22 protein-coding genes and 1 tRNA gene are annotated in these 21,822 nt (G+C 31.4%); 5 read left to right on the forward strand and 18 right to left on the reverse strand.

The window, feature by feature from the left end; all coding sequences use genetic code 11:
* Window positions 1-2: 2 nt before the first annotated feature.
* From mnmG to ilvD, 6 genes are all read right to left on the reverse strand, one after another.
* Complete coding sequence (gene mnmG / locus CPIN18021_RS07310; RefSeq protein WP_078424731.1) at window positions 3-1,868, reverse strand: tRNA uridine-5-carboxymethylaminomethyl(34) synthesis enzyme MnmG; 1,866 nt, start codon at window positions 1,866-1,868, stop codon at window positions 3-5.
* An 83-nt stretch (window positions 1,869-1,951) separates the two neighbouring features.
* Window positions 1,952-2,521, reverse strand: coding sequence for a hypothetical protein (locus CPIN18021_RS07315; RefSeq protein WP_078423767.1), 570 nt, complete (start codon window positions 2,519-2,521; stop codon window positions 1,952-1,954).
* A gap of 21 nt (window positions 2,522-2,542) precedes the next feature.
* On the reverse strand, window positions 2,543-3,133 hold the full coding sequence (locus CPIN18021_RS07320; RefSeq protein WP_157886674.1) for a hypothetical protein: 591 nt from the start codon (window positions 3,131-3,133) through the stop codon (window positions 2,543-2,545).
* 67 nt (window positions 3,134-3,200) lie between these two features.
* Window positions 3,201-3,899, reverse strand: coding sequence for a hypothetical protein (locus CPIN18021_RS07325; RefSeq protein ID WP_078423769.1), 699 nt, complete (start codon window positions 3,897-3,899; stop codon window positions 3,201-3,203).
* Window positions 3,900-3,979: 80 nt separating this feature from the next.
* The gene (locus tag CPIN18021_RS07330) at window positions 3,980-4,501 is read right to left on the reverse strand and encodes an isoprenylcysteine carboxyl methyltransferase family protein (RefSeq protein WP_078423770.1); all 522 of its coding nucleotides are present in this window, start codon (window positions 4,499-4,501) and stop codon (window positions 3,980-3,982) included.
* A 134-nt stretch (window positions 4,502-4,635) separates the two neighbouring features.
* On the reverse strand, window positions 4,636-6,309 hold the full coding sequence (gene ilvD, locus CPIN18021_RS07335) for a dihydroxy-acid dehydratase (RefSeq protein WP_078424732.1): 1,674 nt from the start codon (window positions 6,307-6,309) through the stop codon (window positions 4,636-4,638).
* A 162-nt stretch (window positions 6,310-6,471) separates the two neighbouring features.
* Between ilvD and CPIN18021_RS07340 the strand changes: the two genes are divergently transcribed.
* Window positions 6,472-7,839: a Na+/H+ antiporter NhaC family protein gene (locus tag CPIN18021_RS07340; protein ID WP_078423772.1), complete on the forward strand. Its 1,368-nt coding sequence runs from the start codon at window positions 6,472-6,474 to the stop codon at window positions 7,837-7,839.
* A gap of 44 nt (window positions 7,840-7,883) precedes the next feature.
* Here the strand turns inward: CPIN18021_RS07340 and CPIN18021_RS07345 are convergent, their stop codons facing one another.
* The 5 genes from CPIN18021_RS07345 to CPIN18021_RS07365 all read right to left on the reverse strand — a co-directional run bounded on the left by CPIN18021_RS07345 (window position 7,884) and on the right by CPIN18021_RS07365 (window position 12,265).
* Window positions 7,884-8,570, reverse strand: a complete 687-nt coding sequence (locus tag CPIN18021_RS07345; RefSeq protein ID WP_078423773.1) for an NYN domain-containing protein — start codon at window positions 8,568-8,570, stop codon at window positions 7,884-7,886.
* A 244-nt stretch (window positions 8,571-8,814) separates the two neighbouring features.
* On the reverse strand, window positions 8,815-9,708 hold the full coding sequence (locus tag CPIN18021_RS07350; protein WP_078423774.1) for a DMT family transporter: 894 nt from the start codon (window positions 9,706-9,708) through the stop codon (window positions 8,815-8,817).
* A complete protein-coding gene (locus CPIN18021_RS07355; protein ID WP_226995977.1) occupies window positions 9,708-10,595 on the reverse strand; it encodes a DMT family transporter in 888 nt (295 codons plus the stop codon). Before CPIN18021_RS07355 ends, CPIN18021_RS07350 begins: the two co-directional genes overlap by 1 nt.
* 29 nt (window positions 10,596-10,624) lie before the next feature.
* The gene (locus CPIN18021_RS07360; RefSeq protein ID WP_078424734.1) at window positions 10,625-11,500 is read right to left on the reverse strand and encodes a DMT family transporter; all 876 of its coding nucleotides are present in this window, start codon (window positions 11,498-11,500) and stop codon (window positions 10,625-10,627) included.
* Window positions 11,501-11,512: 12 nt separating this feature from the next.
* A complete protein-coding gene (locus tag CPIN18021_RS07365; RefSeq protein ID WP_078424735.1) occupies window positions 11,513-12,265 on the reverse strand; it encodes a DUF4197 domain-containing protein in 753 nt (250 codons plus the stop codon).
* 123 nt (window positions 12,266-12,388) lie between these two features.
* Between CPIN18021_RS07365 and CPIN18021_RS07370 the strand changes: the two genes are divergently transcribed.
* A tRNA-Ser gene (locus tag CPIN18021_RS07370) sits at window positions 12,389-12,476 on the forward strand.
* Between the two features lie 136 nt (window positions 12,477-12,612).
* Here the strand turns inward: CPIN18021_RS07370 and CPIN18021_RS07375 are convergent.
* The 7 genes from CPIN18021_RS07375 to rpe form a co-directional block, all read right to left on the reverse strand.
* Window positions 12,613-13,938: an L-cystine transporter gene (locus tag CPIN18021_RS07375; RefSeq protein ID WP_078424736.1), complete on the reverse strand. Its 1,326-nt coding sequence runs from the start codon at window positions 13,936-13,938 to the stop codon at window positions 12,613-12,615.
* Window positions 13,939-14,039: 101 nt separating this feature from the next.
* Entirely contained in the window at window positions 14,040-14,168 is a 129-nt protein-coding gene (locus CPIN18021_RS09140; RefSeq protein WP_257787926.1) for a hypothetical protein, read from the reverse strand.
* Between the two features lie 145 nt (window positions 14,169-14,313).
* Entirely contained in the window at window positions 14,314-15,357 is a 1,044-nt protein-coding gene (locus tag CPIN18021_RS07380; protein ID WP_226995962.1) for an AI-2E family transporter, read from the reverse strand.
* Window positions 15,353-16,360, reverse strand: a complete 1,008-nt coding sequence (gene ruvB / locus CPIN18021_RS07385; RefSeq protein ID WP_078423779.1) for a Holliday junction branch migration DNA helicase RuvB — start codon at window positions 16,358-16,360, stop codon at window positions 15,353-15,355. Before ruvB ends, CPIN18021_RS07380 begins: the two co-directional genes overlap by 5 nt.
* Window positions 16,361-16,483: 123 nt before the next feature.
* Entirely contained in the window at window positions 16,484-16,897 is a 414-nt protein-coding gene (locus CPIN18021_RS07390) for an acyl-CoA thioesterase (protein ID WP_069637621.1), read from the reverse strand.
* 102 nt (window positions 16,898-16,999) lie between these two features.
* Window positions 17,000-17,764, reverse strand: a complete 765-nt coding sequence (locus tag CPIN18021_RS07395) for a 3'-5' exonuclease (protein WP_078423780.1) — start codon at window positions 17,762-17,764, stop codon at window positions 17,000-17,002.
* Window positions 17,761-18,408 carry a ribulose-phosphate 3-epimerase gene (rpe, locus tag CPIN18021_RS07400; RefSeq protein WP_078423781.1) on the reverse strand — a complete coding sequence of 216 codons (648 nt, stop codon included), beginning with the start codon at window positions 18,406-18,408 and terminating at the stop codon, window positions 17,761-17,763. Before rpe ends, CPIN18021_RS07395 begins: the two co-directional genes overlap by 4 nt.
* Before the next feature lie 149 nt (window positions 18,409-18,557).
* Between rpe and rpmB the strand changes: the two genes are divergently transcribed.
* From rpmB to lepA, 3 genes are all read left to right on the forward strand, one after another.
* Window positions 18,558-18,749: a 50S ribosomal protein L28 gene (gene rpmB, locus CPIN18021_RS07405; RefSeq protein ID WP_069633127.1), complete on the forward strand. Its 192-nt coding sequence runs from the start codon at window positions 18,558-18,560 to the stop codon at window positions 18,747-18,749.
* A gap of 33 nt (window positions 18,750-18,782) precedes the next feature.
* Window positions 18,783-19,913 (forward strand): potassium channel family protein, encoded by a 1,131-nt coding sequence (locus CPIN18021_RS07410; RefSeq protein WP_078423782.1) that lies wholly within the window; start codon window positions 18,783-18,785, stop codon window positions 19,911-19,913.
* A 115-nt stretch (window positions 19,914-20,028) separates the two neighbouring features.
* A complete protein-coding gene (gene lepA / locus CPIN18021_RS07415) occupies window positions 20,029-21,819 on the forward strand; it encodes a translation elongation factor 4 (RefSeq protein ID WP_078424737.1) in 1,791 nt (596 codons plus the stop codon).
* The last annotated feature ends 3 nt before the right edge of the window (window positions 21,820-21,822 follow it).

The raw sequence follows: 21,822 nt of genomic DNA on the forward strand, positions 1-21,822 counted from the left end.
TTCTATTTTTTCTTATTAAATTGCTTAATATATATATTTAATATATCAATAGCTGCCGGTGTTATACCACTTATTTGTGAAGCAGAAAATAGAGTCGGCGGGGCAAATTTCTCAAGTTTTTCAACCACTTCATTACTAAGCCCACTAATCCCTCTAAAACTAAATCCATCAGGTATTTTGATATTTATCATATCTTTCATTCGCTCTATCTGTGCTTTTTGCTCATCTATATAGTGCTGATATTTACTTTCAATCAAAATTTGTTCCAAACTATCATCATCAAGCTTATCAAAAAACTCATCCATCTTTTTAAGTTTTTGGATATCAAAACTTTTTCTAGCAACTATCTTTTGCAAGGTTGTTTTTTCACTTATCACATCTTCATTTATAGAAGCCAAAAACTCCAAATTTTGCTTTGATGGAGTTATCTCTTTTTCATTTAGGTATTTTAATCCAAACTCCAAATTAGAAGCTATTTTTTGTATCCTTGAAAATGTTTCATCATCTAAAAGACCAAGATTGTGCCCGTATTCTCCAAGCCTCAACACAGCATTATCTTCTCTTAATAAAAGCCTATATTCAGCCCTGCTCGTAAATACCCTATAAGGCTCTTTTGTCCCTTTTGTAACCAAATCATCGATCAAAACACCTATATATCCCTCATCTCTTCTAAGCACCAAAGGCTCTTTATCATCAAGGCTCAAAGCCGCATTTATACCAGCCATCAGACCCTGAGCGCCAGCCTCTTCATAGCCTGTTGTTCCATTTATCTGACCCGCCAGAAATAGACCTTTTATTTTTTTGGTTTCAAGAGAGTGTTTAAGCTCTGTTGGCTGGACATAATCATACTCTATCGCATATCCGTGTCTTACTATCTTTGCATTCTCAAAGCCTTTTATTGAGCGAATCATTTGAAGTTGTACATCATAAGGCAAACTTGTAGAAAAACCATTTATATAATACTCAGTAGCATCAAGAGTTTGTGGCTCTACAAACAAATGATGTCTCTCTTTATCCGCAAAACGATTTATTTTATCCTCAATGCTAGGACAATACCTAGGTCCAACACCTTCTATCTGTCCGGTAAAAAGTGGAGCTTTATCAAAATTTGATCTTATAGTATCATGTGTATTTTCATTTGTATAAGCAACATAACAAGGTAGCTGTGTCGGCGCAAAATCTCTCGTTCTAAAGCTAAATGGTTTTGGTTTTTCATCGCCATCTTGAATTTCTAAAACATCAAAGTTTATACTCTTTGCATCTATTCTAGGACAAGTTCCGGTTTTTAGTCTACCCATTTCAAGACCAAGTTCAAACAAGCTTTTACTTAGCTCAACAGAGCTTAGCTCCCCTACCCTTCCGGCTTTTAGTTTGTTTGTCCCGACATGTATAAGTCCGTTTAAAAATGTTCCAGTTGTTATTATGAGTTTTGATGTGTTGTATATATTTCCTAGATTTGTTTTAACACCGGTTATTTCATTATCTGTTGTTAAAATTTCAGTAGCTATCTCTTGTGTTACTTCTAAATTTGGTGTATTTAAAAGCACATTTCTCATGTATATACGGTATTTATCCATATCTATTTGCGCTCTTGAACCCCTAACAGCAGGACCTTTGCTTTCGTTTAATATACGAAACTGTATCCCGGTTGCATCAGTAGTAAGCCCCATTTGACCGCCAAGTGCATCTATCTCTTTTACTAAATGCCCCTTTGCTAAGCCACCTATTGCAGGGTTGCAACTAGCCGCACCTATTTGTTCAGCCAGTATGGTTATCAAAAGAGTTTTCTTACCCATTCTAGCACAAGCTAAACACGCTTCAATCCCAGCGTGTCCACCACCAACAACAACAACATCAAATTTTTGCATAATCAAATCTCCATTTAAAAAGCTATGATTATACTACAAAATAGCTCTTATATTTTTGAATTTCAAACACAAAAAGGCATTTATCAAATCATATTTTGTATATAGTTTGTGATATCAGGCTCATCAAAAGGACATTCTCTTACAAAAATAGGATCAAGATGTGTTAAAAAATGCCACTTATTATTATCTTGCTTTTTGAAAACTATAGCCTCTCCATCCTCAGAACCCTTATAAGCCCTACTTACTTCAAAGCCCATTTTTTCTAGAATTTGCTTTACTTTTAGATATAAGCTTTCTCTTTTTGTGATATAGCTCTTAACCTCATCATTATTTATAAGATAAGCATCAACCAAAGTCGCTTCGCCTACTATTTTATTTAAGCTTTTATCTAAGTTTGGCAATTCTTTCCATTCTATATAAATTTGATCTTCATCTCTAAACATAAACTTACTAAATGGCAAGATATTTGTCTTATATTCTACTTCAAAATACTCATTAAAAGCTTGATAGTCCAAAGTTTCATATTCAAAACCATCTTTTATAAAATACTTATAGCTTGGCAATTTTTTCACAAACTCTCGCCCGCTTTCAAGAGTTTCAAACAAACCTATCATTGTTTCATTGCTATTTTGCCTTAAAGTTAGTAGATACAATTTTTCTCCATATTTATAATACTAATTTAGTATATTACTCTCTTTTATTTTAAAGTCTTTAAAAATTGTTTTATTATTATCATTACTCTTAAAGTCTTTAAATTTTATATCATAATTTTTTATCTCAATAGTTTTATTATTATCTAAATTTTCATAACAAGTTGTATTTTCCTTTTTATTACATTCAGATATATTAATATTTGATAAATTAAAATCATATTTTATAGGCATGCCCGCTCTAAGATAATAAGTATCATCCTTTTTTAATCTAATTAATAAGTTATTAAAGGCGACTTGATTTTCATTTGTCATATCTTTATCTATACAAGTAAAATTATAATTATTAAAACAATATGGTAAATTTAATAAGCTTTTTGGAACAAATTCTTTTTTTATTGTAAGGCTATCTTTATAGTTTCCGATATCTGAATATTTAACTGCACTAGGTGCAATTAAAAATGTTGCTAAACATGCAAAAATTAGATTGAAAAATACTGATACTTTATAATCAAAATATTGAATTTTATAATAAGCAATTTGAGGCAACAGATAGGATGCTATTGCAAACAATAATAACAATATATCTACATCATCCCATCTAAAATATATCACTAATATGAAAATAATATCTAATAAAGAAAATAAAAAACATAAAATAATATTTAATAAAATATCTTTTTTATTTTTTAAAAACAAGATGAATAATAGAAAAAAAACCAACAATTAAATAATTAAACAATATAAATAGTATAAGTATAGCAAATACTCTGCCTAGTAATATATATTTATGTGGTTTTTTGTTAGCAACAATAATATCTAACACAAAAATAGGTACCATCATGTTCAACAATACAAAATAAGTTATGAAAAACAAAGAAACTATACCTAGACTTAATAAGTGTTCTTTTAGGTTAATAAAATTTATTGATATCTCAAAACCATTTGCTGTAAGATAAACATTATATATAATAACACCTATTATAATCAAAATAACACTAAAAAGTGTCGTAAACAAACCTGCATTCTTTTTGATATTTTTTGCACAATCAAAAAAGTCATAAGTCAAAGACCAAAACAAATGAGCTTGACTATATTGATTTGAATAATACTTTAAAAACATAGGATAAAATCTATTGTAAATTGAGTTTTCGTTTTTTAAAATTTCTGCGTTTAATCTTTTTCGTTCTACTTTATCTATACTTTTTATATGTTTTAGCATAGTTTCTTTTTGATTTATAAGAAGATGTATAAATAACTCTAAGCTTATTTTTTGATTTTCTGACATTTCTTTATTATGATTTGATTGTATTTTCTTTAAATCTTCAATCTCTTCATCTATCTTTTTTATATTATTAAGATTATAACTTCCTTCAAACATAATTCACCCACCTTAAAAAATATTTTAATTTATTTGAACTAAAAAAATAAATATGCATTATTTGAATTATACTGCATATTTTATTTAATACTATTCGGAATTATAACCTCACTTAAAAGTTTATTTTCATCTTTTATCCTAACGCCTAAAACCAAAGCATAAAATACACCCAAAACAATGCTAGTATACAAAGCATGGCACAACATACATAAGCCGATCAATTCAGGAATGATATTTAAAAAATAATTTGGATGTTTCACCATCCTAAATAGCCAGTGGTTGTTAAATTTATGATCTTTTACTAGCATTAGCTTAACAGTCCATATCCCTTTTAAAAGACGTATTACAACATAAAGCATTATCATAGAAAACACAAGCAATCCAGCTCCAATACCACTAACGACATCAAAATTTGCTCCTCTTAAAAGTGCCTCAACAACAGCAAAAATATAAAATAAAATATGCAAAACAGTAAGTCTTTTGGAATTTGTTACACTATATTCTTTACCACCATTAGCTAAAATTTCTTTTTCATTTTTGATAGAAACTTTTAAAAACACTAACCTAACCACAAACACAACAGCCACAATAGCATAAATCAAATATTATCCTTTATATAAAAATTTATTTTTTTAAGAAAAAATATCATATAGCACCATTTTGTTTTGATGCTATATAGTTTTAAATAGATCTTTTTAGGACTAAGACCTATTAATAAAAGTTTCAAGCAACAAAATCAAGCTTCCAAAACAGCTCCATTGCTTGCATTAGTTACTAGTTTTCTATATTGTCTTAGCCATTTTGAGCTTAGCTCTTTCTCATAAGGCTTGAAATTTGCAAGGCGAGTTTTTATCTCATCAGCACTAAGCTCAACATTTATCTCATACTTATCAACATCTATATTTATTATATCGCCATCTTGCAAAAGTCCTATCATTCCGCCCTCAGCAGCCTCTGGGCTTACATGTCCTATACTAAGACCTCTAGTAGCGCCACTAAATCTTCCATCAGTAATAAGCGCAACATCAGCACCAAGTCCCATGCCCATTATAAGAGATGTTGGGCTAAGCATTTCTTGCATACCAGGACCACCCTTTGGACCTTCATAGCGAATAACCACAACATCGCCTTTTTGAACCTTACCGCCTGAAATGCCTTTTATAGCTTCATCTTGTGAATTAAAGCAAATAGCCTTACCCTTAAATCTTCTTTCACCTATTATACCAGCCGTTTTTATAACACAACCTTGCTCGGCTAAATTTCCAAACAAAATAGCAAGTCCGCCAACAGGAGAATATGCGTTTTCAACCTTACGAATAACGCTCTCATCCTTAATATCACTTTGACCTACTCTCTCGCCCAAGCTATCGCCACTAACTGTAAGGTTATCAAGGCAAAGCATTCCATTATCTCGTCTTGAAATTTCTTTTATAACAGCATTTATTCCACCAGCGGCTCCAACATCTTGCATATGAACATTTGGTAAAGACGGAGAAATTTTAGCTATATGGGCGATATTTTGACTTATTTTATTCAAATCACCAACATTCAAATCAACCCCAGCCTCTCTTGCAATAGCAAGCATATGAAGCACGGTATTTGAGCTTCCGCCCATAGCCATATCAACAACAAGAGCATTTTTCACAGCTTTTTTATTTAATATATTTTTTATCTTAAATCTCTCATCTAAAGCTATCTCACAAATTCTTCTTGCGGCCTTTCTAACAAGCTCTTCTCTTTCAGGTGTAAGAGCAAGGATTGTGCCATTTCCACTAAGCGCAATACCCATAGCCTCACAAAGAGTATTCATTGAGTTTGCGGTAAACATACCACTACAACTTCCACCGCTAGGACAAGCATTGCATTCTATATCTTTAAGCTCAGCTTCGTTTATTTGATCGTTTTCAAATTTGCCAACCGCTTCAAAAGCACTTGCTAGATCAATAGGCTCGCCCTTATCCGTATATCCTTTTTTCATAGGGCCACCGCTTACAAAAATCGTAGGCACATTTACACGAAGCGCCCCCATAATCATACCAGGCACTATCTTATCGCAGTTTGGCATGCAAACAAGAGCATCCAAACTATGAGCATTCATAACAGTTTCAACCGAATTTGCGATAATTTCACGACTTGGTAAACTATAAAGCATGCCACCATGCCCCATCGCAATACCATCATCAACACCAATACAGTTAAACTCAAAAGGAATACAGCCATTTTTACGAATTTCATCTTTTAAAATTTCAGCATATTTATTTAAAAAGAAATGTCCAGGAATAATCTCAATAAAGCTATTTGCCACGCCTATAAAAGGCTTATTAAAATCATCATCACCCAAGCCAGTAGCCCTCAACAAAGAACGATGAGGGGTTCTTGTGTAGCCTTTTTTTATAACATCGCTTCTCATGTTTTTGTCCTTAAAAATAATTAATTTTTAATATTTTATCAAACTATATTAAAAATAAAAACCATGTTGGTTAAAAAAAATATATATTTAAAGATAATTTAAAGATTTTTTTTGCATATATTTGTAATAATACACGAACAATAAATTTTATAAAGGAAAAACATGCTTGGTAACCCAGTCGTTTTGAGTATAATTTTAATGATTATACTGTGTCTGTTTAGGTTTAACATATTGTTATCAATACTAGTATCAGCTTTACTTGCTGGGGTTATATCACATCACGGTTTTTCTGGCTTTAGTGATGGAATTTCAGTAGGATTTCAGACTCTTTTTACATCAATGGCAGATACAACCTCTACATTGATAACAGGAATGAAAGGTAATCTAACAACATCTCTTAGTTATATATTACTCGGTGCATTGGCAGCAGCTATCGCAAACACAAACTTAACAGCTATTTTGATAAATGCTATAAGCAAAATTTTAAGCCAAACAAGAACTTGGTTTGTGCTTTCTATAGCTTTTATAGCTTGCTTTTCACAAAACCTTATACCCGTCCACATAGCTTTTATACCTATCTTGATACCGCCGCTTTTGCCACTTATGAATAAGCTAAACATAGACCGTAGAGCAGTTGCTTGCGCACTCACATTTGGACTAAAAGCACCCTATGTTAGCTTAAGTGTTGGTTTTGGATTGTTATTTCACAATATACTTCAACAAGAGCTAGAAAACAATGGTGTAAAAGTTGAAATCGGCGATATTTCAAGCGTAATGTGGATAGGTGGTCTATCTATGCTTGTAGGGCTTTTATTGGCTGTTTTTATATTTTATTCTAGAAAAAGAGTCTATCAAAATACAGCTTTTGAAGCAAAAGAAACAGAAGAAGCAAACATAACAAAAAGTCTAAAAATGACAAAAAAAGAGTGGGCAGTTTTAATAGGTTCTGTTATAGCATTTAGTGTTCAATTATATACAGACTCTTTACCGCTTGGAGCACTTCTTGGACTTGTTTTTATGATAGCATTTAAAGGTATTGAATACAACAAAGTAGATGATATAATGGATAACGGACTAGCTATGATGGGCTTTATAGCTTTTATAATGTTAGTAGCAGCTGGTTTTGGTTCTGTTTTAAGAGAGAGTGGCGGCATAGAATCGCTTGTAAGCTTTGCTAGTCAAATAGCAGGTGGCAAAATAGGTGGTGCGTTACTTATGCTTATCATAGGATTATTAGTAACTATAGGTATAGGAACCAGCTTTGGAACCATACCTATCATAGCTTCTATTTATGTTCCATTATCATTACAGCTTGGATTTTCTCCAGCAGCTATAATCTTACTTGTAGGTATAGCTGCAGCGCTTGGGGATGCCGGTAGCCCAGCAAGTGATAGCACACTAGGTCCTACATCAGGACTTAACGCCGATGAGCAACACAATCATATCTATGACACCTGCGTTCCTACATTTTTATTTTTCAATATCCCGCTAATCATAGGGGCCACAATAGGAGCAATAGTTCTTTCATAAAATAACAGTGTAGCTAGTTTTGCTACACTGATTTATTTTTAAAATTAAGATTTTTTATTTTTAACCGCAAACATACTTTTTTCTTTATTTAAATAGCAAATTTCAAATTCATCTGGAAATTTTTTTATTATATTTCCCCATGTTCTAGCACCAAAATTTTTGGGATTATATGATGAATTTTTATTTTTTAGATACATTCCTACTTTAGATACAAGACTATATTCTCCATCATCATTTGTGTTGTTTATAGCTTCTTTTAAAATATCAACGACTTTTTTATCTAAAATATCTTGTTGCTTATCTTTTATAGGAAGTTCTATAAAATCAGAATAGGCATTTTTTAAAGATGCTGGAGTTTTTGACTCACCAAATCCAATCGCTTCAAATCCGTTGGATTTTATACTCATAACCAAATCTCTAAAATCACTATCGCTAGTTACTAAAGCTATTATGTCAATATTTTTTTGATTCATTGTTTCAAAAACAGCTCTTTGAATTCTCAAATCAGCTGTGTTTTTATAGTTTTTATTAGAAAAAACTTGTATTGGTTCTATTGCAAATTCTTCGTGTAACTCTTTATTCCAAGCTTTGCTATTTGAGTTCTCCCAGTCCTTAAAAGACTGTTTTATTATAGCTTCTCCGTATTTTGCCAAATCATCAAAAATTTCTTCCACATATTTAGCTGAAATATTTTCGCAGTCAAAAAATACTGCTATTTTTTTATTTTTCATATCATATTCCTAATATTATTATAATTATATTTTAACAAATATGCATTTAAGAAAATATGTTTTTTATAATTTTCACAGTAGATTTTCAGCTTACACATAAATTAAGTATTTTTAAATTTTGCCGTTATTAAGCTTAATTACACATAAACAAAGAGTTTAAACAACATTTAAAAAATAAAATATTCTTTTAGGTAACAATATAAAAACTATGCAAAATAGATGTATTTTGCATAGTAAAATATTTTTATATCTTTGAACTTTTTTTATTCAGATAAGGACCAACTTCGCTTATTAAAATTCCAATTATTATGATACAAGCACCAAGTATTTGTATACGATTTAGATCCTCTCCGCCAAAGAAATACCCCAAAAATCCAGCGGTAACAGACTTAAAAATAAATATTATAGCCGCCTTAACAGGAGTTGTATATCTAAGCATAAGACCTTCTATACCAAAGCCTATTACGGTTGAGAAAAATATAGTTATGAACATGGCTTTATAAAAAGCATAATCCAAAGTAGGAACCACCCCGCCCCTAAATGCATAAGAAAACAAAAAACAACATATAGAAATAACCAAAAACTGAGAAGCTAAAAATGTAAAAAGCTCACTTTTTTTAGTAAAGTATCCCATAAATACTATATGAAAAGCTAAACTAACAGCTGAACATATGCTTAAAATTTCACCTTTTCCAAAACCAAATTCAAGATTTCGTTTCAATAAAAAAAGTCCTAAAACGCCAAAAAACATACCCACATAAGAGTAAATTCCAACCTTTTTCTTAAACAACATAAAAGACATAAATGGTATAAAAAGTATATACAAACTAACTATAAAAGATACACTTGAACTATATGTATATTTTAAAGCCGATGTTTGAAAAGATGTTCCAAGAAACAATGTAAGCCCTAAAATAGAGCCATACTTAATAGCTTGTTTGTCAAAAAACTTATCAAATTTATAAGCTATAAGCCCCATAATCAAAGCCGAAATAAAAAATCTCCAAAACAAAATTGTAAAAACATCATTTGTCTTTAAAGATGCAACTATCGGCAAAAGAGCAGCGCCCCATATAAAAGCTGTTATTAAAAGAGCAAAATCGGCTTTAGACTCAGTTATTTGTCTATTTAAAAACATTAATTTGCCCTTTTATTGTTTATATATGAGCCAATCTCACTTATCAAAATTCCAGCTATTATAATAATGCCTCCAAAAATTTGTAATCCAGTCAAATGCTCATTACCTATAAAATATCCTAAAAATCCAGCAGTAACTGGTTCAAAAGTAAAAAGTAATGCGGCTTTTATAGGGCTTGTATGAGCCAACATAACACTTTGCATTATAAAACCAAATATAGTAGAAAAAGCGATGGTAATAAACATAACCTTATAAAAATCATCATCCAAAATAGGAACTATGCTGCCATGACTACCTATTCCAAAAATAGCACTTAAGATAAATATCACAGCAAATTGTGTGGTTATGAGTGTAAAAGTTTCACATTTTTTTACAAACTCACTAGTAAAAACTATATGCAAAGCCCAAGAAAAAGCACAAACCAAACTCAAAGCCTCACCAAGACCAAAACCGACTTTTGAGTCTGTCAAAAAATAAAGCCCGATTGATCCAAGAACTATACCAACATAAGCTTGTATGTAAATTTTTCTTCTAAATATTAAAAATACAACAAATGGAACAACAGCAACATTAAGCCCTGATATGAATGAAACACTTGAACTATATGTATGTGTCAAAGCAAAGGTTTGCGAAGTAAAACCCAAAAACAAAAATAGACCCAAAATAAGACCGTATTTGATACTGTTTTTATCAAACTTTTTATCAAACTTTAATGCGACCGCTCCCATTATAAAAAATGAGATAAAAAATCTCCAAAAAAGTATAGTAAAAACATCGTTGCTATCTGCAGCATTTGACATAGGTAGCAAACTAGCACCCCAAACAACAGCCGTAAAAAGTAAGGCTATATCAGCACGAAATTCTGTGATTTGAAATTTAAAAGACAACATATCTCCTTTTATGTTTAAAATTAATTTTAATGTAAATGTTTTTTGTAAGAACCAATTTCGCTTATGCTTATACCGAATAAAATAGCAAAAGCTCCGATTATTTGAGTTTGACCAAGGTTCTCTTTACCTATAAAATAACCAACTATTCCAGCAGTAACTGGCTCAAACGTAAAGATCAAAGATGTTTTTATAGGCGATGCAAATTCTTGTGCTTTTGTTTGAACATAAAAAGCTATAACGGTTGCAAAAATTGATGTAATCAAAACAGCAGTGACAAAATCAAAATTCACAACCGGAATCGCATCGCCCTCAAACAAAATAGCACATATAAAATTCAAAATAGTTACAACTAAAAATTGGACATTGACTAAAACAATTGTATCACTCTTTTTTGCAAATTCAGAAGTTAAAACTATATGTAAAGTATAAGCTAAAGCACAAATAATACTAAGAAACTCACCTTTTGTAAAGCCAAGTTCTGTGTTTGATAACAAATAAAGTCCAAGAGCACTTAAAAAAGCACCCATATATGAGTATATGGCTATCTTTTTTGCAAAAAAGACAAATACCACAAATGGCACAAAAACAACATTAAGACCAGTTATAAAAGCCACTGTAGAACTTGGTATATACTTTAACGCAAATGTTTGAACAGCGAACCCCATAAATAAAAAAATACCAAGAATAGCGCCATGTTTTATAGAGTTCTTATCAGCTTTTTTTATAAATTTAAACGATATTAAAAACATAAGCAAAAAAGCTATCAAAAACCTCCAAAAAAGTATAGTAAAAACACCGTTGGTGTGAAGTGCTTTTGACATAGGTAAAAAAGTAATACCCCAAACAATGGCAACTAAAAAAAGCGATATATCAGAATAAAGTTCTTTAGCTCTTGATGTCATTTATGCATTTGCTTATTTTGAAATTTTATTTAGCAAATCCATACCTTTGCTAATAGTTCCTGTTTTAAGGCTTGATTCTTTTTCTCCCATCAAGGCAAAAAGACCATCAAGAGTTTTTCTAGTAATGTAATCGTTTAAATCCTCATCTGTGTTTGGTATGTATTTATCAGCACCGAAATTTCCAGCTAAGTTTTTTAGATTTTTTACTGTATCATTTTTTAATAGTGAGTTATTTTTTACAAAGGAATTGAGTCCATTATAGGCAGTAGCAAATGTATTTTCACTCATCATTTTTTCAATTATAGGCTTAAATACAGCAGATAATTTATCGCTTGCATTTGTTTGAAGATATTTCGTAAAGCTATTTTCTTTGTCTAAAAGCAGACCCTTTATCTCATCTTCTTTCATATTTTGAATAACATCATAAAAAACCTTAGAAGCACCACCAACAGCCTTTGTTGCACTTTGATTTATAGACTTTGTAAGCTCATTTGCCCATTTTTCTCCGCCTACTTTTTTTGCTAAATTTGCAGCTGCTTGAATATGCTCTGGCAAAGGAATTTTTGCTACACTATTATTTAAAAATCCACTTTCACTTAACTCTTTTACAGACAACTCCAATGCCTTTTCAACCATACTTTTATAGTTGTTATTTGTATTTTTATCACTCATTATATCTTTTGCAGCATTTACGACACTTGAAAAATCAAATGCGCTCAGAGAAAGAGCCGTAAAGACAGAAAAACAAACAAAAATCTTTTTCATAAACTATATCCTTTAAAATTTAAAGACATAAGTCTATCCAAAAACACTTTAATTAATGTTAATATTCAAAATTTCAAGCCAACAAAAGCAATAATACTGTATAATTTATTTTCCAATATTTTTGGGTAGATGTCCGAGTGGTTGAAGGAGCACGCCTGGAACGCGTGTAGGTGTAACAGCCTCGTGGGTTCGAATCCCACTTTACCCGCCACTATACTTTTTTATCTAGAATTATAAAATACAATACATGATAGTTATTAATTAAAAGTCCTCAATAAAGCATTTTAAAAAACAAACACAAACGACAAGTTTTAAAACTCATCGTTTGGATGTTTAGTGGTTTACTTTTATCTTTTGTTTAAAATTCTATCGCTCAAAGTTCCAGCAACCATAGCACCATTTACATTTAAAGCCGTTCTTCCCATATCTATCAAAGGTTCAATAGATATAAGCAAACCAACCAAAGCAAGTGGTAAGTTTAAAGCAGACAACACAACAATAGCAGCAAATGTAGCGCCACCACCAACACCAGCTATACCAAATGACGAAATAGCTACGATTAAAATAAGGCTAAAAATATACTGGACACTAAAAGGGTCTATACCAACCGTTGGTGCAACCATAACTGCAAGCATCGCAGGATAAATTCCAGCACAACCGTTTTGTCCTATCGTAGCACCAAATGTAGCCGCAAAGTTTGCTATAACACTATCATTTCCAAGTTTATCTGTTTGAATTTCTATATTTAAAGGTATTGTAGCTGCGCTTGAACGAGAACTAAAAGCAAAACTTAGAACAGGTAATACCTTTTTGTAATAATCCAATGGATTTATTTTAAATACAAAAAGCAATAAACCGTGAATTACAAACATTGATAACAATGCAAGATAAGAAGCTATTATAAAGTTACCTAAGTTTACTACATCAGACCAAGCAGATACCGCCGCCATCTTTGTCATCAAGGCAAATACGCCATAAGGAGTTAAACGAATTATAAAACGAACTAGGCATATTATCCATTGATTTAACAACTCAACACCACTAGCTATTCTTTCGCCAAATTCTTGATTTTGCTTAGCCAAATTTAAAGCTGCTATGCCAAGTAATGCCGCAAAAATAACAGTGCTAATTATAGAAGTAGGATTTGCGCCAGTAAGTTCGGCAAATGGATTTTTTGGTATAAAAGATATAAGCATTGAAGGTATTGTTAAGCTACTTATTTTTTCAGCTCTACCACTTATACTAAGTTGTGCGGCCAATTCTCTTTCCCCAGCTACCAAACCCTCAGCCGATAAGTCAAACATATAGGCCATAGCAATACCTACAGCGGCTGCGATAGCTGTAGTAAGAAGCAAAACAGATAAAACACTAAGACTAACTTTGCCTAGTGATTTTGAGTTGTGCAGTCTAGTAATGGCTGCCAAAATAGAGATAAAAACTAATGGCATTACAATCATTTGAAGCAAACGAACATAGCCACTGCCAACTATATTTATCCAATCAAGCGTAGAACTAATAATTGTTTTATCATAAAAGTTTTGCATCAAAGCACCACTGATAAGACCTAAAAACAAACCAACAAATACTGTTAAACCTAATTTTTGAGTGCTTTGAAACACCCTAAACAATACAAATAATAAAATAATAAAAACTATTAAATTTAAAATAATCATATTAAATCCTTAAAAAATAAAACAATGACAAAATACACTGCCATTAAAAATACTAATAAATTTAAAACACAAATTTACAACTTAAAAATAATAAAAAATATTTACAATCCTAATTTAAGATGAAAAGTATTGTTACAACAGTATCCGGCAGTTACTTCTGGAGTTTTTAAAGAATAATCGTTTACAGTCAAAGCATAACTATCAAGTAAACGAAATAAAATACTGTTCATAATAAACCTTTCATTAAAGTGAAAGAATTTTATCATATTTTATTAAACTACCGTTCAATAAAATACAATTTTTCTTTAAATTAATAAAATTAGAAACTAATTTTTATCATTATCTACTCAATTAATACTTTATAAGCTTAAAAAATCAATCAATAAATTTTCTTTTTATAAGTGTATAAAGTTTTATATTTGATATAAAAAATGTAACTATCGCTGGACCTAGTATAAGCCCCCAAAAACCAAATGTGCTAATACCAGCTATCATTGAGAAAAATAGCAAAAGTTCGTTTATCTTGGTTGGAATTTTTACAAGTTTTGAATTTATAAATTTTATAATAAGTGGCTTTAAAAAAGTATCAGCTATAACCGAAATAACGATTATTGTATATAAAGCTATTACTATTGCAGCAGTTGTATTTAGATTTGCAAACTCGTAAAGACTTATAGGGAGCCACAAAAGAAGACCTCCTATAACAGGTATAAGCGAACTAAATCCAAATAAAATTCCAGTCAAAAACCCATCATACCCATAAATACTTGTTATAAATGCAAAAAGACAACCTTGAAAAATCGTATTTATAATAATAGAATAAAAGACAACACTCATAACATTTGCAACTTCACTTAATACAAACTCACTATCTTTTATATTCATAGGAAGTGCTTTCTTAAGATAGCCTATCAACTCGCTTCCATACAAGATACAAAAAAAGAAAAAAACAAGTATAAAAACCATATCTATCATAAACCTAGCACTTAATTTTCCTACATTTGCTATATTTGAAACAACAGTGTTAAACAAAAATTTCACATCAATACTTGAAATTATTTCTTTTATTTTTGGTGTTAAAAATTCAAAGCTTTTTGGTAGATTAAAATCATAATTCTTTAAATAATCAACAGTTGTATTTATGGTATTTATGTCTATATTTGCTGCATATTTTGCAACACTAACAACAGCATATAAAAATGGTGCCATAAACAAGCTAAACAGAGCAACGGTAGTAAGAAAAGCCGAAAGTGTCTTTTTATTATTTGTTATTTGCAAAAGTTTTACATTTATATTTGATGTGGCAACCGCAAGTAAAGCTGCTATAAATATATTTAATAAAAATGGCTTAAAAAGATACAAGACCAAACAAAGAGAAAAGATTACGAAAAATCCAACATAAACCCTGCCATTATTAATCATCAAACAAGCCTTTATTTATCTTAATATTAAAAAGTTCAAAACTCTTCATACTTGCTATCCTACCTCTTGCTGTTCGTTCAATATAACCATTTGCAAGCAAATAAGGCTCAAGCACATCTTCAACCGTGCCTTCATCTTCGCTTAAAGCGGCCGCAATAGTGCTAAGTCCGAGCGGTCTACGTCTTGCTTGAGTTAAAATTTCAAGATAGCGAATATCCATCTCATCAAATCCAAGATCATTAACCCCAAGTGCATCAAGCCCCTCTTTTGAACGCTCATGAGATATGAAATTTTCATCTCTTACTTCAGCAAAGTCGCGAATTCTTTTTAATAATCTCAAAGCTATCCTTGGAGTCCCCCTTGAACGCTTTGCTATTTCCAAGGAAGCATTTTTATCACACTCTTTTGAGAGCTTAGATGATGCGATTTGAACGATTTTTGATAGTTCGTTTGTGGTATAAAATTGAAGTCTAAAATCCATACCAAAACGATCTCTTAACGGAGCTGAAATCATACCAGCACGAGTCGTAGCGCCTATAAGTGTAAATTTCGGAAGATCTATTTTTATGGTTTGTGCAGCTGGCCCTGAGCCTATAATAATATCAAGCCTAAAATCCTCCATAGCAGGATAAAGTACCTCTTCTATAGCTGGGCTTAGTCTATGTATCTCATCTATAAAAAGAACATCGCCCTCTTGTAAATTTGTCAAAATAGCAGCCAAATCTCCACTCTTTTCTATCATAGGAGCGGCTGTCATCTTTATGCTGACATTCATTTCATTTGCTATAATATGCGCTAATGTTGTCTTTCCAAGTCCTGGTGGTCCATAAAACAAAACATGATCAAGGCATTCATTTCTTTTCTTTGCAGCTTGTATAAATATGCTTAGATTTTGTTTGATTTTCTCTTGCCCTATATAATCATCAAAAACACTAGGGCGTAAAGATACTTCAAAATCATTTTCAAAATTTACTTTTTCTATTTCAACTATTCTATCCATTTATTTTTTACATTTCGTAGTTTAATTTTTAAATGGATTTTACTTAAAAATTGATAATGTAAGGCTGAAAAACAAAAAAGTCAAAAAATCACGACAAATAATTTAACACCATGATTTATAATATTAAAATCCGTGTAATCTTTTTAATTCAGGGTCTATTGGTTTTTTAACACCATCTTTTGTAACACTAACAAATGTCGCAAATGCACTTGTAACCTGAACACATTCTGTAAACCCATCATCATTTTGTCTAAGTGCTGTTACTTCTATCTGTGTTTTTATGGATGTCGTTCCAACCTTGATAACCTTTGCATAACAGCTTATCAAATCGCCAACATAAACAGGCTCTTTAAATATAATCTCATCCATAGATATAGTAACAACCCTTTCAGGTGCTAACTCTCTTGCTGCTATCACACCAGCCATATCTATCTGAGACATTATCCAACCACCAAATATATTTCCAGATGAGTTTGTATCCTTTGGAAGAGCAACTATTTTTATTCTAGCTTCACCAAAAGAAGTTAAATCTTTCATTTTTTATTTCCTTTTTTTATTTTTTGTGGGATTTTACTCATCAAGTATAAATTTAAAACTAATCTTTTTACAATACTCTTGCTTAATTTTAAATGAGATTGATTATTGATTTATTTTAACTTTATTGGAATTTTTTGTAAATCTTATAAGTTCTTCTACTGTTTTTACATTTTGAGGAAGCTTACTAAGAGATATCTTAAATATCTCACAAGCTGATATCGCATCGTTTAAAGCCCTATGATGGGTATTGTTTATGCCAAGCAATTCTTTTAAATAACCAAGTCCATATCTCTCTGATGGTATAGTTCTTTTTGCCAACTCTATTGTGCATATTTTACGGTTTAAAAGTATTCCAAAATCGGTATTTTTCATGCTATTTGATATAAAGTTATAATCAAAATTTACGTTATGAGCAATAAAAACACTTTTATTTAAAAAAACTCTAAATTTTTCAAGAACGTGATTTAAATTTGGGGCATTTTTTAAATCTTCTTGTCTAATTCCAGTTAGTTCGGTTATGCTCTCAGGAACCTCCTTTGCATAAACTAAACTCTCAAATCTCCCTATCTCAACCCCATTTTTAATTTTAACGGCACCGATTTCTATTATTTGTCCGCTACTCATACCACCATTTGTCTCTATATCAACTACACAAAACTCTTGTTCTGATATAGGTCTTACTCTTGTATTTAACTCGACTTTATGTATATTTCTAGATATATCAAGTCCCAGAGCTTGCCATATATCTATATCTCTGATATCAAAAATTTCCGTCAATTCATCAACTAGTTTTGCCCTAGCAATAAAATCATAATAACTAAGATTTCTATTTGAAAGTAAATTTAACAGATTTTCTAAATGTTTCAAAACTCAAGCTTTATAGCACGAATAGCTTCTGCATAAGAATTCGAAGAAAATATATAATTACCTGCGACCAAAACATCGGCTCCAGCTTCTTCTAAATCAGGAGCATTAAGTCCATTTACACCACCATCAACTTCTATCAGACATTTTGCATTTTTTTTATCTATCAATTCTCTTAAAAGTTTTATTTTTTCTACAACATCGGGTATAAATTTTTGTCCGCCAAATCCTGGATTTACGCTCATAAGCAATACCATATCAACCTCTTTTATTATGTATTCGAGACTTGATATTGGAGTATGAGGATTTAAAACAATGCCCGGGCTCACTCCATTTTGTCTTATATGATCAATAAGTCTTAATGGGTGCTTTTCTTCTTCTATATGAAATGTAATAAACTTTGGCTTTAGTGGTAAAAAAAGATCAACAAAAAAAGTATTATTTTGCACCATTAGATGTATATCAAGTGGCTTTGTTGCCGCTTTTGCAACTGCTTTTACTACAAGTGGACCTATTGTTAAATTTGGGACAAAATGACCATCCATTACATCAACGTGAATCAAATCACAGCCAGCTTCACAAATAGCCTTAATTTCAGCATCTAAATTCCCAAAATCAGCCGACAATATACTCGGTGCTACATACATTTTATACCTTTTAGTTTTAAAAATTGGGGTAATTTTACTTTAAATATGGTTTAAAAGTCCATAAAAATAAAAATTCATAAATTTAAGCGTTTTTTTTGTTTTTTTTAGATAACATCACACATTAAATTTTGTTTTTTTAAGGAAAAGATATGTCAAGAAGATGTGATATTACAGGAAAAGGTCCTATGGTTGGTAACAATGTTAGCCACGCCAATAACAAAACAAAGAGAAGATTTTTACCAAATCTTAGAACTATCCGTGTTACTCTTGAAGATGGTACAACTAGAAAGATTAAAGTTGCTGCTTCTACTTTAAGAACAATGAAAAAGCAGTCAAACTAGGATTAAAATCTATGAAACACTAAAGAGGAATTTATGCTTTTTTTAACGAAGCTTAAAAAATTCCTCAACTGGTCTACATCCTCAAAACCAGAAATAAATTTAAATACAGAGTTATATGAACAACTAAAACCTTTTAGAATTCCGCTAATCTCAGTTGTCTTAATGATGATGTTTGGCTCATTAGGATATGTATTTATAGATGATTTTTCATTGATAGATGGAATTTATCAAGCGGGTATGACTTTTACAACTGTTGGATTTACAGAGGTGGCACCTATTTCCGTAAAAGGTAGAATATTTACGATAGTTTTTATTTTGCTTGGTTTTGCGGTTTTTACATTTTCTATAGGGGTTGTTGTAGAGGTATTTAAAAAAGGCTCATTGTTAGCTATTATAAAGGAGAGTCATATGCTTTATAAAATCGCTAGGCTTAAAAATCATTTTGTTATTTGTTATCACAATTTATATACAATAGAACTTAGCGCTCAATTTCGTGAAAATCATATACCATTTGTAGTTGTTGATAACAGAGAAGACCTACCGGAACTTGCTCAAAAATACAAGTATCCATACTACATAAAAGCTGCGCCGCACACGCAATTAGCATTTTTAAAAACTCATCTTTCAAGCGCAAAAGGTGTTATAGCCATAAGTTCCAACATTGCCGATAATATAGCACTTATAGCATCTGTAAGACTTTACGAAAAAGAGATAAATAGAAAAAGACCATACTTTATAATGACAAACTCTGACAATGAAGACGACACAGAAAGACTTAAAAAACTTGGTGCAAACAGTGTAGTAAGCCCATCAAAACTAGTAGCACAAAGGCTAAGTGCCATGAGCGTTAGACCTGATATGGAAAACTTATTAGAGCATTTTCTATACAAAAAAGATTCTCCTATAGATATAGAAGAAATTTTAGTTCCTGAATACTCTTGGCTTAGATTTAAAAGACTAAAAGAGACAAACCTAAGAAATATAACTGGTTGTGATGTTGTTGGAATTTTAGATACAAACAATAAATTTACAGCGATGCCAAATGGAGATACCCTAATAGGAACAAACTCAAAACTACTTGTTATAGGAACAGCTCATGGCATAAGAGCTACAAAAAAAGTAATCAAAAGCAAGTATAAACTTGAAGAGTTTAAAATAAGCTAATTTTAAAATTCATATTTGCCAAACTATCTGTATAAATTCTATTTTTGAACTTTATGCTTTTTTAAATGATTTTTTGGCAATATAAAAGATAAAAATAAAATAAAAAAGTAGGTATATGAAAAATATAAGAAATTTTAGTATTATAGCACATATAGATCACGGAAAAAGCACACTTGCAGATAGACTTATCCAAGAATGCGGAGCCGTTAGCGATAGACAAATGAGCTCTCAAATAATGGACACAATGGACATAGAAAAAGAACGTGGAATAACAATAAAAGCACAAAGTGTAAGACTTAATTATAAGAACAAAGATGGCGAATTTATACTAAATCTAATAGACACTCCTGGACACGTTGACTTTAGCTACGAGGTAAGCAGAAGTTTAGCAAGTTGTGAGGGTGCTCTTTTGGTTGTAGATGCTTCACAAGGTGTTGAAGCACAGACTATTGCAAATGTATATATAGCACTTGAACATAATCTTGAAATAATACCAGTAATAAATAAAATAGACCTACCGGCAGCAGATCCTGAACGAGTAAAAGATGAGATAGAACACATAATAGGGCTTGATTGCACAAATGCAATAGAAGTAAGTGCAAAATCAGGCATAGGCATAAGCGATTTGCTTGAAGCAATAGTTTCAAGAATACCAGCTCCAGTTACAGATGAGGTTTTACCTACAAAAGCACTTATATATGATAGCTGGTTTGATAACTACCTTGGAGCCTTGGCATTAGTTAGAGTATACGATGGTAAGATTTCAAAAAATGATGAAATTCTTGTTATGGGAACAAATAAAAAGCATACAGTTTTAGATCTAATGTATCCAAATCCAATAGCACCTATAAAAACTACTTCTTTAAATGCCGGCGAGGTTGGCATTGTTATTTTAGGGCTTAAAAATGTTAGCGATGTTCAGGTTGGTGATACCATAACTATGTCAAAAAATCCAACAAAAGAGCCAGTTGGTGGATTTGAAAGAGCAAAACCATTTGTCTTTGCAGGAATTTATCCAATAGATACAGATAAATTTGAAGACCTCAGAGATGCGCTTGACAAGCTAAAACTAAATGACAGCTCAATAAGCTATGAACCAGAAACATCGATAGCACTTGGTTTTGGATTTAGGGTTGGCTTTTTGGGACTTTTGCATATGGAAGTTATCAAAGAAAGACTTGAAAGAGAATTTGGACTTGATCTTATAGCTACAGCTCCAACTGTTACTTATGAAATAGTTCAAACCGATGGCACAATACTAAAAATACAAAATCCAAGTGAACTGCCGGCTGTAAATAAAATAGAACAGATAAAAGAACCCTATGTAAAATCAACAATTATAACACCTACTGATTTTTTAGGAAATATCATAACCCTTTTAAACAACAGAAGAGGCGTTCAGACAAAGATGGATTATATAACGCCTGAAAGAGTTTTATTAGAATACGATATTCCTATGAATGAGATTGTGATGGATTTTTATGACAAGCTAAAATCGGCTACAAAAGGGTATGCTAGTTTTGACTATGAACCAAGCGAATATAGAGCTGGGGATCTTGTAAAACTAGATGTAAGAGTTGCTGGAGAGATAGTTGATGCACTATCCATAATCGTGCCTGAAAGCAAAGCAACAACAAAAGGAAGAGATTTTGTAAAAGCTATGAAAGAGATAGTTCCACGCCAACTTTTTGAAGTGGCTATACAAGCCAGTATAGGAAACAAGGTCATAGCAAGAGAAAATGTAAAATCAATGGGCAAAAATGTAACAGCAAAATGCTACGGTGGAGACATAACAAGAAAAAGAAAACTTCTTGAAAAGCAAAAAGAAGGTAAAAAAAGAATGAAAGCTATCGGTAAAGTTCATTTACCACAAGAGGCATTCCTTAGCGTTTTAAAGATAGATTAAAGG

This window comes from Campylobacter pinnipediorum subsp. caledonicus (genome assembly GCF_002022005.1).
GTDB lineage: Bacteria > Campylobacterota > Campylobacteria > Campylobacterales > Campylobacteraceae > Campylobacter_A > Campylobacter_A caledonicus.